General features: G+C 70.6%; 11 protein-coding genes. 4 read left to right on the top strand and 7 right to left on the bottom strand.

Going from position 1 to position 16115, the window contains the following annotated elements; genetic code table 11:
* Position 1: 1 nt before the first annotated feature.
* The 4 genes from L6Q67_RS12980 to L6Q67_RS12965 all read right to left on the bottom strand — a co-directional run bounded on the left by L6Q67_RS12980 (position 2) and on the right by L6Q67_RS12965 (position 5405).
* The gene (locus L6Q67_RS12980) at positions 2-1708 is read right to left on the bottom strand and encodes a ShlB/FhaC/HecB family hemolysin secretion/activation protein (RefSeq protein ID WP_296569956.1); all 1707 of its coding nucleotides are present in this window, start codon (positions 1706-1708) and stop codon (positions 2-4) included.
* Positions 1692-3638, bottom strand: a complete 1947-nt coding sequence (locus L6Q67_RS12975) for a filamentous hemagglutinin N-terminal domain-containing protein (RefSeq protein ID WP_296569953.1) — start codon at positions 3636-3638, stop codon at positions 1692-1694. Before L6Q67_RS12975 ends, L6Q67_RS12980 begins: the two co-directional genes overlap by 17 nt.
* 282 nt (positions 3639-3920) lie before the next feature.
* A complete protein-coding gene (locus L6Q67_RS12970; protein WP_296569951.1) occupies positions 3921-4604 on the bottom strand; it encodes an SDR family oxidoreductase in 684 nt (227 codons plus the stop codon).
* A gap of 81 nt (positions 4605-4685) precedes the next feature.
* Positions 4686-5405, bottom strand: a complete 720-nt coding sequence (locus L6Q67_RS12965; protein WP_296569949.1) for a hypothetical protein — start codon at positions 5403-5405, stop codon at positions 4686-4688.
* A 172-nt stretch (positions 5406-5577) separates the two neighbouring features.
* Between L6Q67_RS12965 and dinB the strand changes: the two genes are divergently transcribed.
* A complete protein-coding gene (dinB, locus tag L6Q67_RS12960; protein WP_296569947.1) occupies positions 5578-6738 on the top strand; it encodes a DNA polymerase IV in 1161 nt (386 codons plus the stop codon).
* Positions 6739-6777: 39 nt separating this feature from the next.
* Positions 6778-9177: a 5-histidylcysteine sulfoxide synthase gene (gene ovoA / locus L6Q67_RS12955; protein WP_296569945.1), complete on the top strand. Its 2400-nt coding sequence runs from the start codon at positions 6778-6780 to the stop codon at positions 9175-9177.
* Positions 9178-9187: 10 nt separating this feature from the next.
* Here the strand turns inward: ovoA and L6Q67_RS12950 are convergent, their stop codons facing one another.
* From L6Q67_RS12950 to L6Q67_RS12940, 3 genes are all read right to left on the bottom strand, one after another.
* Entirely contained in the window at positions 9188-11542 is a 2355-nt protein-coding gene (locus L6Q67_RS12950) for a tetratricopeptide repeat protein (RefSeq protein WP_296569943.1), read from the bottom strand.
* Positions 11539-13329: a serine protease gene (locus tag L6Q67_RS12945; protein ID WP_296569942.1), complete on the bottom strand. Its 1791-nt coding sequence runs from the start codon at positions 13327-13329 to the stop codon at positions 11539-11541. The genes L6Q67_RS12950 and L6Q67_RS12945 overlap by 4 nt, the downstream gene beginning before the upstream one ends.
* A gap of 168 nt (positions 13330-13497) precedes the next feature.
* The gene (locus L6Q67_RS12940) at positions 13498-14391 is read right to left on the bottom strand and encodes a LysR substrate-binding domain-containing protein (protein ID WP_296569941.1); all 894 of its coding nucleotides are present in this window, start codon (positions 14389-14391) and stop codon (positions 13498-13500) included.
* A 126-nt stretch (positions 14392-14517) separates the two neighbouring features.
* On the opposite strand from L6Q67_RS12940, the gene L6Q67_RS12935 reads away from it, so the two are divergent.
* On the top strand, positions 14518-15153 hold the full coding sequence (locus L6Q67_RS12935; RefSeq protein ID WP_296569940.1) for a glutathione S-transferase family protein: 636 nt from the start codon (positions 14518-14520) through the stop codon (positions 15151-15153).
* A 5-nt stretch (positions 15154-15158) separates the two neighbouring features.
* On the top strand, positions 15159-16046 hold the full coding sequence (locus tag L6Q67_RS12930; RefSeq protein ID WP_296569938.1) for a pyridoxamine 5'-phosphate oxidase family protein: 888 nt from the start codon (positions 15159-15161) through the stop codon (positions 16044-16046).
* Positions 16047-16115 lie beyond the last annotated feature (69 nt).

Genomic DNA, 16115 nt, shown 5'->3' with positions numbered 1-16115 from the left:
CTCAAAAGAACAGGGTCAGGGACAGGTTGAGGCGGAAGGCCGTGTCGGGCATGTCCGACGGATGGACCACGGGGCGACCGGCGATCACTTCCAGGTGGCCGGCAGAACTGGCCACACGCAGCCCGAGGCCGGCGGACATGAGGGTGCTGGCACGCCCGCTGGCGAGGGTCCGGACGTAGCCGGCGTCCCAGAAGGCAAAGGGCTCGAAGTGCAAGCCGACAGGGGCGGCCGCCAGGCTGCGGGCGAGCTCGGTGCGCCAATAGCCGCCCCGGTCGCCCCCGGCCGCAGACTCGGCAAAGCCCCGTACGCTGGCCACGCCACCGACGAAGATCTGCTCTGACGAGAACAGGGGCACGCCGCTCCACTGCCACGCCCCGTTGCCACGCAGGCTCCAGTTGCCGGGCAGATGGAGGGCCGTGCTGCCGGAGACATCCAGCTTGCCGAAGCGGGAACGGGGGGCCGGGCCGCCACCGGCTCCGGCATCGCCCATGGCACCGAAGGCATCCAGCCCCCGGGAGAAGCCCGCATCCAGGACCCACTGGCCGGCCAGCCCGGCGGTCTCGAAGCGGGTCAGGCGATTGATGCCGGCCCGCAGCACCGTGAGCTTCTGTGGCGCCAGGGCCACGTTGTTGATGTCCCGCCGGGCCTCCCGCACGGACAGGGCCAAATCTGCCGCCACCTTGGTGTCCCGGTCGCGGAACAGCAGGCGATTCCACGACGCCGCATGGTTGGTGGAGCTGCCGTGGAGCAACGCCACGTTGCCGATCAGGCTCTGGTACTCGGACCAGGTGGTGAGCAGGCTGAAGGTGTTGTAGCCCCAGGGCAGGGACAGCCCGGCATTGAGCGCGTTGGTTTCGAGGCTGCCCGTGTAGCCCACGTTGACGGCCTCGTTGAGACCGAGCAGATCCCCCACCTCCAGGCCAAGGCGCAAGCGCCGCGTGCCGGTGGCGGGGCTGCCCTGGTTGTCGGCGCCCAGCCAGGCCCGCCAGGCCGACGCCGCAGGCGGATCGATGAAATCGAGCAGCGAGCCCCCGGGGGTCTGCCCGGGCACGATGCGCACCTGGGCCTGTCGCCCACGCAGGCGGTTGAGCTGGTCCAGCCCCTGCTCGATGTCCCGCAGTTGCAGGATGTCCCCCACCGCCATGGGCAGGGCCAGGCGCACGCCGGCATCGCTGAAGGCGTCCGCCTCCAGCGGGCGGCCGTTGTAGCGGATGGCTTCGATGCGGCCCGGCACGATGCGCAGGCTGAGCACGCCGCTCGCCAGGTTCTGGCTCACCACGTAGGCCCGGGAGGTGATCAGGCCCGCCTCGATGAGGTCGGCGTTGAGCCCCTGCAGCAGCAGGCCGATGCGCACGGCGCCCAGGTCAAGCCCGGTGAAGGGCTGCAGCCGGCGTGCCAGAACCGGGGCGGGTAGCAGGTCATCGCCCTGCACCTCGATGCGCACGATGCGGAACACCGGCCCGGCTTCGGCCACCTCGGCCGGGTCCGGCCCCACAGCAGCCGGGGCAGCGGGCTGCTCGATGCGCGGCGTGGGCTGGCGCAGCAGGCGCTCCCGCTCGCGTTCCATCTCCTCCCGCAGGATGCGGTCGCCCTGGTCCTGGCGCGGCTGCACCGGCAGCTGCTGGGCCTGGGCACTCACCGCGGCCAGAGCCAGGGTAAGGATGAGGGCCAGCCCCAGGCACCGCCGGGAGTCAGCGCCAGAACGCACTGAAGACCCCCAGATGGCTGCTCAGCTCGACCGGATCGCGCCCCGGCGCCCGCTCCACGGTGATGACACCATCGACGCCCTGGCTGGCACTGAAGAAACCCCGGTCCTGGATGGCCTGACCGCGCAGGCTCAGGCGACCGGTCTGGGCCGTGAAGCCGCCGCCCTGGTCGATCGCGTAGAGGCCCGCCCAGCGATCACCGAAAAAGGCGCGCAGCCCCTCCTCGCGGCTCAACGCCACATGCACCGGCACACCACGGGCCTCGATGCGGGGCGCGTCGAGGTGCATGTCCCGGGCCGCCAGAACCATACCCCCCTCATTCACCACACGCTCACCGGCCTTCAGGCGCAGATCCTGGCTGGCCAGGATCTGCCCGCCCACCAGGCTCTCGCTGACCTCCGCCGTGCGGCGGCAGAACAGGAGATTGCAGGACTCGTTCAGGGTGAGGGAGCCGGTGAGCCAGGCACGGTTGAGTATCTCGCCCCGCGCTTCGAGCACCACGTCGCCCTTGTTGGCGAGCAGGCTGCCCCCCAGGTTATGCACCTGTCCGGCAGTGACGCTCAGCGTGCCGTCCGCCACCCAGTAGGCGGCATGCGCGGGGTCGGCCAGCGCACCGTTGTCGATGTGCGTGCTGCGGCGCTCACGGGGCAGGCCGAGCCAGTTGCGCTCGTCCCGGGACGACGCACTACGACCACTCCCGGCCACGAAGACCGACTCGTTCAGCGCAGTACCACCCGCCTGCAGGCTCAGGGCGCCATTGGAGATGACCCGCCCGTTGATGTTGCGGATGTCGCCCCCCGCCTCCAGCAACACATCGTCCGCAGCACCGAAGATCACGGCACCGGAAGCCCCTGCGGGCGTCTGGTTGACGATGTCAGCGCCGGCGACGATGCGCAGCGCGGCCGCTGTGGCCCCTTCCGCGGGGTTGCGGGCCACACCCGAGAGGCTGCCACCCTGGTTGCTCAGGCTGCCGCTCACCCGGATATCCAGGCTCCCCGACGCCGATATGGACGGCGCGTCGCCCGACGCAGCCTGCTCCTGATGCAATGACCCGGCCCGAATGTGGATGTCGCCCGCCGCCTCGATGCGCCCCCTCTGCTCGAGCAGACCGCTGCTGTCGATCACGAAGTCACCCGACGCAGCCTGCAGATGCCCCCCGTTGCGCACCCCGGCGCCGGCATCGGTGACCAGCAGCTCAATGCGCCCCGAGCTGATCCGGGCCTGGGCCGTGAGGTCGATGACGATGCCCTGATCGGCGGATTTTCCGGCGGTGTAATAGGCCCAGGGTGTCAGGTTGTCGGTGGGGGAGGCCGCCGTGTCGAAGAGCACGCTGGCATCACCTGCCACCAGGCGCAGCAGGGCCGTCGGTGAGCTGTAGGCATTGACCAGCGGGCCGGCCACGTCGATGCGCCGGGCCAGCAGTTCCAGGCGGATCAGGTCGGCCGCCAGGCCCTCGGGACCGATGCGGATGGCGCCGTTCCCCGATGTGGCGGAAACGTAGGTCTGAACGCTGCCGCCGACGGTCCGGCTCTCCAGCGCGACGCTGCCCGCCACCAGGGCTACGCTGCCGAAGTTGATGAAGCTCCCGCCATTGATGGCGAGGCCGTTGGGGTTGGCGAGGATCAGGTTGGCCCGGGGCCCGTCCACCGACACGGGCCCTTCGATCAGTGAGGGCTGCGCAGAACGGACCTCCGCCACGATGCTGCGGGCGCCGACCTCCTGGTTCTGGAAGGCTGCGCCCGCTCGGCTCACGTCAAACTGCGAGAAGACGTTGTGGGAAACACCGCCAGCCACAGGGGCCAGCTGGATCAGGGTCTTGCCCGACGGATCAAGCGAGACCGTCGTAGCGGTGCGTCCGTCCGGAACGACACCTGCCGAAACACAGAGAGGAAACAGGGCTCCCGCGACGCCCCGAACAAATCTTTTTGGCATAAACCTGAACAAAAACACACCAGGCCGCCATTAAGACATTCATTGAAATGTCATTTTCATTAGACACAAAAATTCACATATTAAAATACTCACTTGAAATAAACGGATTTTCCCTGCCGGCCCTGACCAAAGCGGCCAAAAATCCAAGCACGACAAGGACTTGGGCTCGCCCGATCAGATCACCAGCGGGGGCAAGCCCCGGGAGCCAAGGCACACCCGGGGTGGCAGACGACAGCAAATCGGAGACAGCAGGATGATTGGCACCCGCGCTACGAAGCCATCCTAGCGCGGCACCCACCCCCCACACACCGGAAACACCTGCCCCACAAAACAGTTGGCGGCGTCGCTGCACAGGTAGGCGGCAAACTCGGCGTCCTCGGCGGCGCTCACCAGGCGGCCGAGGGGCACCTCGCGTTTCAGGCGGTCCTGGAAGCGCGGGTCGGCCTGCACTTCGGGCGGAAAGTAGGTGGGGTTGTCCACGAAGTTCTGGGCGATGGCATTGACCTGCACATTGTGGCCAGCCACCTCGACCCCCAGGGACTGCACATAGGCAAGCTGGGCGCCACGGGCGGCGCTGTAGGTGGTGGCACCCTTGATGCCGCGCAGGGCGGAGGCGCTGCCCATGACCAGGATCTTGCCGGCACGCCGCGCAATCATGGCCGGCAGCACCGCCCGGCACAGGCGCGGCAGCGGGTCCACAAGGGCGGCAAAGACCTCGCGCCATTCCGCCTCGCCCACCTCCGTGGCGGGGGTTCGCGGATTACGGATGGCCAGGTTGGCGACCAGGACGTCGATCTGACCCGATGCCTCCACAAGGGCGGCGGGCGCCTCGGGGGTCAGCAGCGCATCGGTGCTCGGAATCACGGTGGCGCCGCGCCGGGCGAGCACGTCACACAGCACCGGGCCCATGAAGGCGTCGGCATGGGTGACCAGGATGCGTTTGCCGTGCAGGGTCAGCTCGGTCATTTTCTTGCCTCCACTCGCTGGTGGTGCCCCACAGGGCACCCGGACTTGAAACGAGAGCGCCCCCTGCGCCGGCGGTGGGGCTCAGCGGTACGCCGGCTCGTTGGCGTTATGGATGATCCAGATCAGGTTGGCACCCGTAAAATCGCCGATCGAACCGCCGGCAAAGATCAGCCGGCCCTGGCCCTTGTACACGAGCTCCTGGCGATGTGTATCGCCACCGAAATAGAAGGGAATGAAGGCCTTCCCGGTGATGTAGGCGCCCTGGTCGGACGGCTGGCCAATCAGGTCAGTCACCTGCTTCATGGGCATGCCGATCTGCAGACGGGTGAACTTGGTGCCCGGGGCGGGGCGCCCGGTGATCTCACCCTCGAAATCGCGGATCCCCTTCACCTTCTGGCCGTGGCCCGACTCCACCTTGGAGGAGTCCACCACCTCGCCACGCGCATTCATGCCCGGCCCGATCTTGCCCGACACCGGCGCCGCGGGTTGCTCAGGTGCCGGTGCCGGCGTTGCTGCAGGCGCCGCCTCCACCGTCTGGGCCGGGGCAGCCTGCTTCGTTGCCTTTGCCCCCTTTGCCGCCTTTGAACCCTTCTTGCCCTTGGCAGGTGCCTCTACCTTGGCCGACGCCGGGGCGGCGGGCGCCTGGGCAGGCGGAGCAGCAACCGGCGCAGGAGCCGGTGCCTGGGGGGCCGGAGCGGCCGCAGCCTCTTTCTTCTCGGGATTGCTCGAACAGGCCGACAGACCTGCCACCGCCACCAGGGCCAGGGTGACCGGGCCCAGAACTCCAAACTTGTGCATCATGTGATCTCCATACCGGGGCAACTGCCTTGTACAGGAAATGTAGCACAGCCCCCAGGCACGCTCTGCCGGGCACGCACACCCGCCGCCAGCCCCCGGACGACGCCGCAGCACAGCATCACGCGGTAGTGCAGAATAGAAGCCCTGGATCTTCAGCACGCCCGCTTCCGGCCCCATGCCTCACCTTCCCCGCAGCATTGCCCACCTGGACATGGACGCGTTCTACGCGTCGGTGGAGCTGCTGCGTTACCCGCAATTGCGCGGCCTGCCGGTGGTGGTGGGCGGGCGCAGGGCCGCCGCGGGCGAACAGCTGGAGGATTTTCCGCGCCTGCGCAGCTACGTGGGGCGCGGGGTGATCACCACCGCCACCTATGAAGCGCGGGCGCTGGGGGTGCATTCGGGCATGGGTCTGATGAAGGCCGCCCAGCTGGCGCCCGACGCCATCCTGCTGCCCGCCAATTTCGATGCCTACCGGCATTACTCGCGGCTCTTCAAGGCGGCCGTGTGCGCCATTGCCCCCGAGATGGAAGACCGGGGCATCGACGAAATCTACCTGGACCTCACCGCCCTCAACCCCGAAGGCAGCCACGACGGCGCCCGGGCCATCGCCCTGCGCCTGCAGCAGGCCGTGCGCGAGGCCACCGGGCTGTCGTGCTCCCTGGGCGTGGCGCCCAACAAACTCCTGGCCAAGCTGTGCTCCGACCTGGAAAAACCCGCCGGGATCACCGTGGTGGCCGCCGACGACATCGCCGCGCGCATCTGGCCCCTGCCGGCCCGGCGCATCAACGGCATCGGCCCCAAGGCCGCCGCCCGCCTGGAAGCCCTGGGCATCGTCAGCATCGCCGACCTCGCCGCCGCCGACCCGGCCTGGCTGCAGGATCACTTCGGCGAGCGCTACGGCGTGTGGCTGCACCGCGCCGCCCAGGGCGACGACACCCGCCCGGTGGTCACCCGCAGCGAGCCCAAGAGCCTGTCCCGCGAGACCACCTTCGAACGCGACCTGCACCCCCGCGCCGACAAGGCCGAACTCTCCGGTCACTTCACCCGCCTGTGCGAACAGCTCGCCGCCGACCTGGCGCGCAAGGGCTACGTGGGCAAGACCATCGGCCTCAAGCTGCGCTTCGACAACTTTCATACCGTCACCCGCGACCAGACCCTGCCCCTCCCCACCGGCGAGGCCGCGGCCATCCGCCGGGCCGCGGGCGAATGTGCGCGGCGTGTGCAGCTCGACCGGCGCATCCGCCTGCTCGGGGTGCGCGTGGCCGGCCTGAGCCGCCGCGATGCCCTGGCCGAACACCCCTCCCCTCAACCGGCCCAGGCCGAACTCTTCGCCTGAGCCCGCAGCCAGAAAAACGAAGCCTTCCAGGAGACCCGCATGTCCCACCCCACCCTCGAACCGGCCATCCCCGCCGCCGTGGAACCCTGGCGCCAGAACCTCCGCGGCGAGCACGACGCCCTGCTGCACGGCCCCCGCCCGGCCTGGTGGTGGACCGGCCTGCCCCCCGCCGACTGCCCCGGCTGCCAGCCCGACGGCCGCCTCACCGCCCTGCCCCAGCCCCGCCTCGACACCTGTACCCGCGAAGGGGTACTGGCCGTGTTCGACAACGGCTGGACCCTCACCGAGCTGCTGTTTGCCGGCCTGCAGGGCGAGGCCGCCTTCTACCGGCCGCCCTACCACCACCTGCGCCACCCCATGCTGTTCTACTACTGCCATCCGGCAGCGCTCTACATCAACAAGCTGCGGGTCGCCGGGCTCATCGACAACCCCCTCAACCCCTACTTCGAGCGCATCTTCGAAACCGGCGTGGACGAGATGCGCTGGGACGACATGTCCAAGAACGAGATGCTGTGGCCGAGCTTTGCCGAAGCCCACAGCTACCGGCAGCAGGTGTACACCACCGTGCGCCAGCTCATCGAGACCCACCCCGACCTCGCCCCGGGCCACGCCCCGATCAACATGGATCACCCCTTGTGGGCGCTGTTCCTGGGCTTCGAGCACGAGCGCATCCACCTGGAAACCTCGTCCGTGCTGATCCGCGAGCTGCCCATCGACTGCGTGCAGCGCCCGCTCGAATGGCCCGCCCTGCACCCCAGCGCCGGCACCGCCTCCCCGTTTCCACCCACTGCCGGCACCGACTACCCCCTGCCGCGCTTCATTGATGTGCCCGCCGCCCAGGCCAGAATCGGCAAGCCCCGCGACTGGCCCAGCTTCGGCTGGGACAACGAATACGGCGAGCGCAGCGTGGCCGTGCAGGCCTTCCGGGTGGACAGCCAGCTCGTCAGCAACGGCGCCTTCCTGGAGTTCATCCAGAGCGGCGGCTATCTCGACCCCCAGTGGTGGACCGAGGCCGGCTGGGAATGGCGCGGTTTCCGCAACAGCAAGTGGCCGTGCTTCTGGATGCCCGACGGCCCCGCCGGCCTGCACCAGTACCGCCTGCGCACCCTCTTCGAGACCATCCCGATGCCGTGGAGCTGGCCCGCCGAGGTCAACGCCCACGAGGCCGCCGCCTTCTGCGCCTGGCGCAGCGCCCGGGACGGTATTCCCTGTCGACTGCCCACCGAGGCCGAACATCACGCCCTGCGTGAAGCCTCGTGGGCCAGCACCGACCCCGCCGCTCACCACGACGGCATCCGCCTGGGCCAGGCCCTCGGCTGGAACAGCCAGCTGGCCCATGGCTCGCCCTGGCCGGTGGATGCCGGCCAACCCGCCGCCAGCGGCGCCCGGGACGTGTTCGGCAACGTGTGGCAGTGGCACGGGGACGACTTCAACCCCCTGCCCGGCAGCAAGGTCCATCCTTACTACGATGACTTCTCCACCCCCTGCTACGACGGCCAGCACCAGATGATCCTGGGCGGCTCGTGGATCGCCTGTGGTGACGAGGCCAGCGTGTGGGCGCGCTTCCACTTCCGCCCCCACTTCTTCCAGCACGCCGGTTTCCGCGTCGTGCAGGCCGCCCACGATGGGGGCATCGTCAAGCTGGCCATGGCCGACTCCGGCCGGCAGGTGTACGAAGACGCGCGCATGGTGGACGACTACATGCTCCTCCACCACGGCGAGCCCCAGACCCAGATGCCCTGGCCCGGCGGCCCCCAGCGTGCCACCGCCTTTCCCCAGCGCTGCGCCGACTGGCTCATCGACGGTGCCCGCACTTACGCCAGCGGCACGGCCCGGGCCCTGGACATCGGCTGTGCGGTGGGTGGGGCCAGCTTCGAGCTGGCCCGGGGCTTCAACGAGGTGCTTGGGGTGGATCTGTCCCGGGCCTTCATCGACGCCGCCAATGCCCTGCAGAAGGACGGCAGCCGCCCCTGGTTCCGACGTGACGAAGGCGACCTCGGCCAGACCCTGACAGCCCGCATCGACCCCGCCATCGACCGCAGCCGGGTGCGCTTCCGCCAGGCCGACGCCTGCTCCCTGCCTGCCGAGCTGGTGGACCTGGACGCCGTGCTGCTGGCCAACCTGCTGTGCCGCCTGCCCAGCCCCAAATCCCTGCTCGGGCGCCTCGGCGGGCCGCGGGGGCTGGTCAGGGTGGGCGGGCTGGTGGCCCTGTTCTCACCCTACTCGTGGCTGGAGCAGTTCACCCCGAAGGAAGCCTGGCTCGGCGGCTACGAGCACGGCGGCGAGCCGGTGCGGAGCGCCGACGCCCTCAAGGCCTACCTGCGCGAGGAAGGCTTCGTGCTGCGCCGGGAAGAGGAAGTGCCCCTGGTGATCCGCGAGCACGCCCGCAAGTACCAGTTCATCGTCACCCACGGCATGCTCTGGCAGCGGGAACGCTGAACCACCGGCACTACTCGGGCCAGCTGCGGGCCGCGGCCACACCGCTGGCGATGGCCCGCTCACGCAGCTGGCGGGCCGCCTCGGGGGAGCGGGCGCGCAGCGGCAGGTAGGCGTCGGCGGCGGCCTGGATGTTGTTCTCCATCAGGTGGCTCAGCACCACCAGGGTCATCACCGGCACCGCCCCCGGCTGCCGCTCCAGCAGGCGCAGGGCGCTCTCCCGGGCCTTCTGGGGCATACGCGCGGCCAGGTAGGCCTGGGCCAGGTAGTAGCGGGCGTCCTGGGCCGTCGGGCTCAGGGTCAGCGCCTTTTCCAGGGCCTGGATGGCCCGCCCCAGGTTGCGGTTGCGCAGCTGGGCCTCGCCCAGGTTGATCCACGCATTGGCCATGTTCGGGTCGAGGCGCACGGCAGTCTCCAGGGGCTCGATGGCTTCGGTCAGGCGGCCAAGCTTCATCAGGGCATAGCCCTTGCCGCTCCACGCCAGCACGCTCACCGGGTCGATCTCCAGGGCACGTTCCTCGTAGGCCAGGGCGCCGGCGGCATCCCCCTTGGCACCGAGGACCCTGGCGGTGGTCAGGCACAGGCGCAGGGATTTCGGATCGGCCGCCTCGGCCCGGCGCAGGATGGCCAGGGCCTGATCCGGGTTGCCGCTGCCGAGCATGGCCTCGGCCCACGACACCAGATCGTCCACGCTCATCTCGCCCAGCCCGTCGAGCCGCTGGAAGGCCATAGCCGCCTCCCGCGGCTTGCCGGCCTTCAGGTAGGCCACGCTCAGAATGCGCCAGCCATGGACGGCTTTCGGATCCAGCCCGGTGGCATTCCGGGCATCTTCGATGGCCTCGGGCAGCTTGTTCAGCTCCATCCGGGCACCTGCCCGGTTGGCCAGCATGTCGGCATTCTTCGGCGCCAGCACCACCGCCTTGTCGGCCGCGGCCTCGGACTCGGCGGTGCGCCCGAGCCGCATCAGCACCACCCCCAGCCCCGACCACCCGTCCGCCAGATCCGGCGCCAGGGCCACGGCCTTGCGCATGGCCTCCTCCGCCGGCCCCAGGCGACCGCGTTTCAGTTCGCCGTAGCCCAGCACCAACTGGGTGCGGGCCTGCTCCCGGCTGCCGCCTTCGGCCCCCGCCGACAGGCGGCTCGCCTCCTCGACCTTGCCCGACTGGGCATACAGCTCGGCAAGCCGGCTGCGCGCGGCGCCGTCCACGTCCCCCAGCCGGGCGGCCGCGGCCAGGGCCCGGGCCGCATCCCGGGGGAGCCCCATTTCGTCCTCAATCAAGCCCAGCAGGCGCCAGGCCGAGATCCACCCCGGCGAACGCCGGACGGCCTCCCTGGCCTGGGGGCGGGCCTCCTCCAGGCGCTTCTGCCCGCGCAGCCACTCGGCGCGGCGCACCGCGGTTTCGGAGTTGGCCGGATGGATGGCATCGGCCTTCGCCAGGCTGGCCTCCGCCGCCGCGGCTTCGCCCCGCGCATAGAGCACCTGGGCAAGCTGCGTCCAAGCCCAGAAGGAGAAAGGATCGCTCTGCAGGGCCGCGCGGAGCGCAGCTTCGGCCTCGGGCAGACGTTGCTGCCGCAGCAGGGCCTGCCCGAGGGCGGACTGCCCCGGCGCCGACCCGGGCTGGGCCAGGGTCCACGCCCGGGCGTGGGCCTCGAGGGCGGCCCAGCTTTCACTGCGGACCAAAGCATCGGCCTCGGCCAGCCACGGCCTTTCGGGGGCCGGGATCTGCAACGGGGCCGGCGGTGCGTCGCCGCCCGCCACCAGCGCCGCCACCCCCGCGGCGGACATGGCCATGTTGAGGTTCTGCCCGGTCCCCAGGATGGCGCGGGTCACCCCGACGAGACGCCCCTCCCGGTCGAACAGCCCGCCGCCGCTGGAGCCCGGAGACTGGGGCGCAGTGCTGACCAGGTAGGGATAGGGCTGGGTCTGCTCGGCGGCGGCCACCAGACCGGCGCTCACCGCCAGGCCGAAACCCAGGGGGTTGCCCACCGCGAAGACCGGCTCGCCCACCCCGGGCGCCAGCCCCTGGCGCAGCCTGGCCGGGGCCACGCCCAGGCCATCCACCTGCAGCAGGCACAGATCCTGGACGGCATTGCGGCGCAGCCAGGTGGCGGGCAGCCCCCGCTCGCCCACAAACACCCGGATCACCGGGGCGTTCTCGATGACGTGGCAGTTGGTGACGACCCGCTCCGGCGCCACCACCACGCCACTGCCCTGGCCCTCGGCGGCCCCCGCGCCATCCTCCGTGCGCAGGGTCACCACCGCGGGCGACACCAGCGCGAAGACCCGCTTTGCATCGTCCGTCTCGCCTGCCGCCGGCCCGCCAGCCGCACCCAGCACACCTGCCAGCATCCACACCAGCGGCTTCATCGTGCGCCCCCTTTGTCTTCGAAGGCCGCAAAATTGGCCCGCCAGGCTTCCTCGGCGGCCTTGCCGTCGAGGGCGCGGAGTTTTTCGTAGGCATCCAGGGCCTCCTCGCGCCGCCCCAGCAAGCGCTGGACTTCGATCAGCGCCGCCCACACCTTGGCCTGGGCCGGGTCGATCTGCAGGGAACGCTTGAGGGCCGGTGCGGCTTCCTCCTGCCGGTTCAGGATCGACAGGGTGAAGCCCACCTGGCGCCAGTTGCGGGCCTCGTCGGGGGCCTGCCCCGCCAGGGCCTGGAACCGTTTGAGGGCCTCTTCCGGGCGGCCACCGTCCTTCAGCATCACCCCCAGCTGGTAGTCCCAGAAGGGCTCCGCGGGGTTGGCCCGATGGGCCGAATCGAAAGCCGCGATGGCCTCGGGAAAGCGTTTCATCTCGTAGTAGGCCAAGCCCATGCCGACCCAGGCCCGGTCAGGGCCCTGCAGGTCACGGGCCAGGCTTTCGCGAAAGGCGCTGATCGCCGCCTCCGGCCGCCCCAGGCGCGCCTCGACCACACCGCGCCAGTACCAGGTCGCCGCGTCGTCCCTGCTCTTGTCGGGCAGGCGGGCGAGCACCCCGTAGGCGCGCTCCGGCTTGTTGGCGTTGAGGTAGGCCTGGACCAGCCCATAGCGGGGTCCGGGGGCTTCCGGGTAGAGGCTGGCCAGGCGGGTATAGAGGGAGATCGAGGTGGCATGATCGCCGCGCAGGCGGGCCAGGTCTGCCAGGCCCCAGTAAGCCGGCATCTGCCACGGGTCGAGGTCGATGGACTCCCGGTAGGCCGCCTCCGCCTCCCGGTACTGGCCCGCCCCGTGGCGCAGCTGGGCGACCAGCAGGCGGGCCGGCGCGTACTCCCGGTGGCCCGCCACCAGGGCCTGGGCGTGGGTCAGGGCCTCGCGGGCCTGCCCGGCCGCCACCAGGGCCTGACCCAGGCCGTAGCCCACGTCGGGGCGGTCCGGGTTGATGCGCCACAGGGCGCGCCAGGCCTCCAGCTCCTTTTCCCGCTGGCGCAGGCCCCGGGCCGCCGACACGGCGAAACGCCAGGCATCGGCGCTGTCCGGGTCGCGTCGCGCCCAGTCGGTGCTCAGGGTCTGCAGCTCACTCCAGCCCTCCGCCTTGAGCAGGGCCGAGGCGGCCTCGTAGCGCTGCTGCTGCTCCACGCTGCGGGCCGCCCGCCCCTCGATCTCGTCCCCCCAGGCGGCCAGGGACGCAAAATTGACGTTCTGCCCGTCGCGCCGGCGGTAATCGATGATCCCGACCAGGGCCCCCAGCTCGTCCACCAGCGCCCCGCCCTCCGAGCCCGGCGAGATGGGCGCCGAAAACTGGATGTAATCCCCCACCGCAAAGCGCCGCACCCCCGACAGCACGCCCTCGGAGATGCCGACCCCGAGGCCCAGGGCATTCGACACCGCAAACACCCGCCCCCCCGGTGCGGACGGACGGGCCCTGGGCAGGGCTGGCCCCGCATCCCCCTCCGCCGCCAGCAGGCACAGGTTGCGCTCGCTATCCCGGGCCACCACCCGCGCCGGCAGGGGCTGCGGCCCGGCGCCGAGATGCAGGCTGGCCGCCCCGTCGAGGATTTCGCACACGGTCACGAAGCGGCCCGCCGCCCAGCGCGTTGCCGAGTAGCGCCCCACCGCCCGGCCCTCCCCGTCACGCACCTCGAGCACCGTCACCGCCGGCGCCACGGTGGTGAATACCTGCTGCGGCGACAAGGCCGCTGCCGGCCCCGCCATGGCCACCAGGAGCCCGGCCGCCAACGCGCAGGCGGGGGGTTTTCCCCTCCGGATGGCGGAGCCCGGCGGGGAGGATGGGGAAATTTTCGGAATCGGCATGATGGAATGCTCAGGAGCGTGGCGGGAGGGTCACTCCCCGATGGGGGCCGGCCGATTCTACCCCCTGGGCATGCACACCGTTCTGCAGGGGCGCTATTTTGCGAGCGCCCCTTCCAGCGCCTCCCGCACCCACGCCACGAAGCCCCGCACCCGCGCCGGCTGCAGGCGGGCATGGGGGTGGACCACGCTGATCGGCCGCGGCGGTGCCTCGAAATCCTCCAGCACCACGACCAGGCGCCCGGCCGCCAGGTGCGGCGCCACCTGGTAGGAGATGAACATGCCGAAGCCCAGGCCGGCCAGGCAGGCATCCACGGCCGGTGCCACATGATTGAACTCCAGGTTGCCGGTGACCGGCACGGTGAAACTGCGCCCCTTCTCCTCGAAGCGCCACCAGGGCCCGCCGCCGGCCGAAAAGCCGATGCAGTTGCCCTGCAGCAGCGCCCGCGGATGGGCGGGCACCCCCTGGCGGGCCAGATAGTCCGGGCTGGCCACCACCATGCGCCGCACCTTGCCGACCGGGTGGGCAATCAGCGATGAATCCTCGAGGTGCCCGATGCGCACGCCCACGTCGATCCCCTCCTCCAGCAGATTGGTGATGCGGTCGAGGAGCAGCAGGCGGCAGCGCATGCCGGCATGACGCTGCACGAAGGCCGTCACCGCCGGCGCCACGTACATCTGCCCGAACAGCACCGGCGCCGTCACCGTGAGCTGGCCGGCCGGATCGCCCGCCTCGTCACGCAGGGCCGACTCCGCCTCCGCCAGGGCGGCCAGCAGGTCACGGCAGCTGTCCAGGTAATGCCGCCCCTCACCGGTCAGGGCGATGCGGCGGGTGCTGCGGTTGAAGAGCCGCACCCCCAGCTCGGCCTCCAGGGCCGCCAGGGTGCGCACCACCGCCGGCAGGGACGCCCCGCTGGCCCGGGCCGCAGCGCTCAGGCTGCCCGCCTCGGCGATCTGCACAAAGGTCGCCATCGCCTTCAGCTTGTCCATGGCAATTACTCCACTAAACGGAAGAGTCAAATCCATATTCCGGCATTTATCCGGATCCCGGATTAAATCACACTGCCCTTCAGCGGTTCTCCGCGCTACCGACCTCCCTCTTCAGAAAGGCCTACCATGACCCACCCCGCCCAGCCCATCGTGCTCCACCGCTTCACCCTGTCCGGCCACAGCCACCGGGCCGAGCTCTTCCTGTCGCTGCTCGGCCTGCCGGTCACGCCGCTGGATGTGGACCTGCTCGGCGGCCAGCACAAGACGCCCGCCTACCTGGCCATGAACTGCTTCGGGCAGGTTCCGGTGATCCAGGACGGCGACGTGACCGTGGCCGACTCCAACGCCATCCTGGTGTACCTGGCCCGCCGCTATGGCGCCGCCCACTGGCTGCCCACCGATCCGGCCACCGAGGCCCAAGTACAGCGCTGGCTGTCGGTGGCGGCCGGGCAGGTGGCCTACGGCCCCTGTGCTGCCCGCCTCATCACCGTGTTCGGCATGAGCTTCCACGCCGACGAGGTGATCGCCCGCGCCCACGCCCTGTTCGCCATCATGGAGAAGGAGCTGGCCGGCCGCCCCTGGCTGGTGGCCGGCGATCAGCCCACCATCGCCGACGTGGCCAACTACACCTACATTGCCCACTGCCCCGAGGGTAACGTGTCCCTCGACGCCTATCCGGCCATCCGCGCCTGGCTGGCCCGGGTCGAAGCCCTGCCCGGCTTCTTCCCCATGCCGGTGAGCGCCGCCGGGCTGCGCGCCTGACCCCCATGGCCGACGTCTTTCATGAAGGCGAGGCCACCCTCCAGGCCACCGCCGGGAGCCGCGAGCGGCTGGCCGAGGTGGGGGCCCGGGTGATCCGCCAGGAGATGCCCGAGCAGCACCGGGCCTTCTTCGCCGGTCTGCCCTTCGTGGTGCTGGCGGCCACGGGGCCGGGTGGGCAGCCCCACGCCACCCTGCTCGCCGGCCCGCCGGGCCTGCTGACCGCCACCGACAGCCGCCACCTGCAGCTCGCCCGCCTGCCGGCGCCCGACGACCCGCTGCACACCCTGCTGTCCCCCGGCGCCCGCTTCGGCCTGCTCGGCATCGAGCCTCACACCCGGCGGCGCAACCGGGCCAACGGCCGGGTACTGGCCCATGGAACCGACGGACTGCGGCTGGCGGTGAGCCAGAGCTTCGGCAACTGCCCCAAGTACATCCAGCCACGCCGGGCGGTCTTCGACCCGGACTGGCAACCCGGCGCCCAGGCGGAGCAGCGCCGCTCCCTGAACGACGCGGAGCGGGCCTGGATACGCGGAGCCGACACCTTCTTCATCGCCACCGCCCACCCGTCGGACGACATCGACCCCGCCCACGGGGTCGATGTCTCCCACCGGGGCGGCCCGCCGGGTTTCATCCATGTCGAAGGCGACACCCTGGGCATCGACGACTTTGCCGGCAACAACTACTTCAACACCCTGGGCAACCTGCTGCTCAACCCCCAGGCCGGCCTGGTCTTTGCCGACTTTGCCGGGGGCGGCCTGCTGCAGCTGAACGCCACCGCCGAGATCCTCCCCGGCCCACCCCGTCGCCTGCTGCTGCGGGTGACCCACGTCACCCACCGCCCCGCCGCCCTGCCCCTGCGCTGGGAAGCAGCTCCGCCGACGGGTGAGACGTGACAGGTGGCCGGATGACAAGGACGCAGGCGGGACGGCGCGTGGGGTCGAGTTCATTCGACCGCGGACTTC

This window comes from Zoogloea sp., from assembly GCF_023150065.1.
Lineage (GTDB): Bacteria > Pseudomonadota > Gammaproteobacteria > Burkholderiales > Rhodocyclaceae > Zoogloea.
Note: the sequence above shows the minus strand (reverse complement) of the source record. Positions and strands in the feature narration are given on the sequence as shown.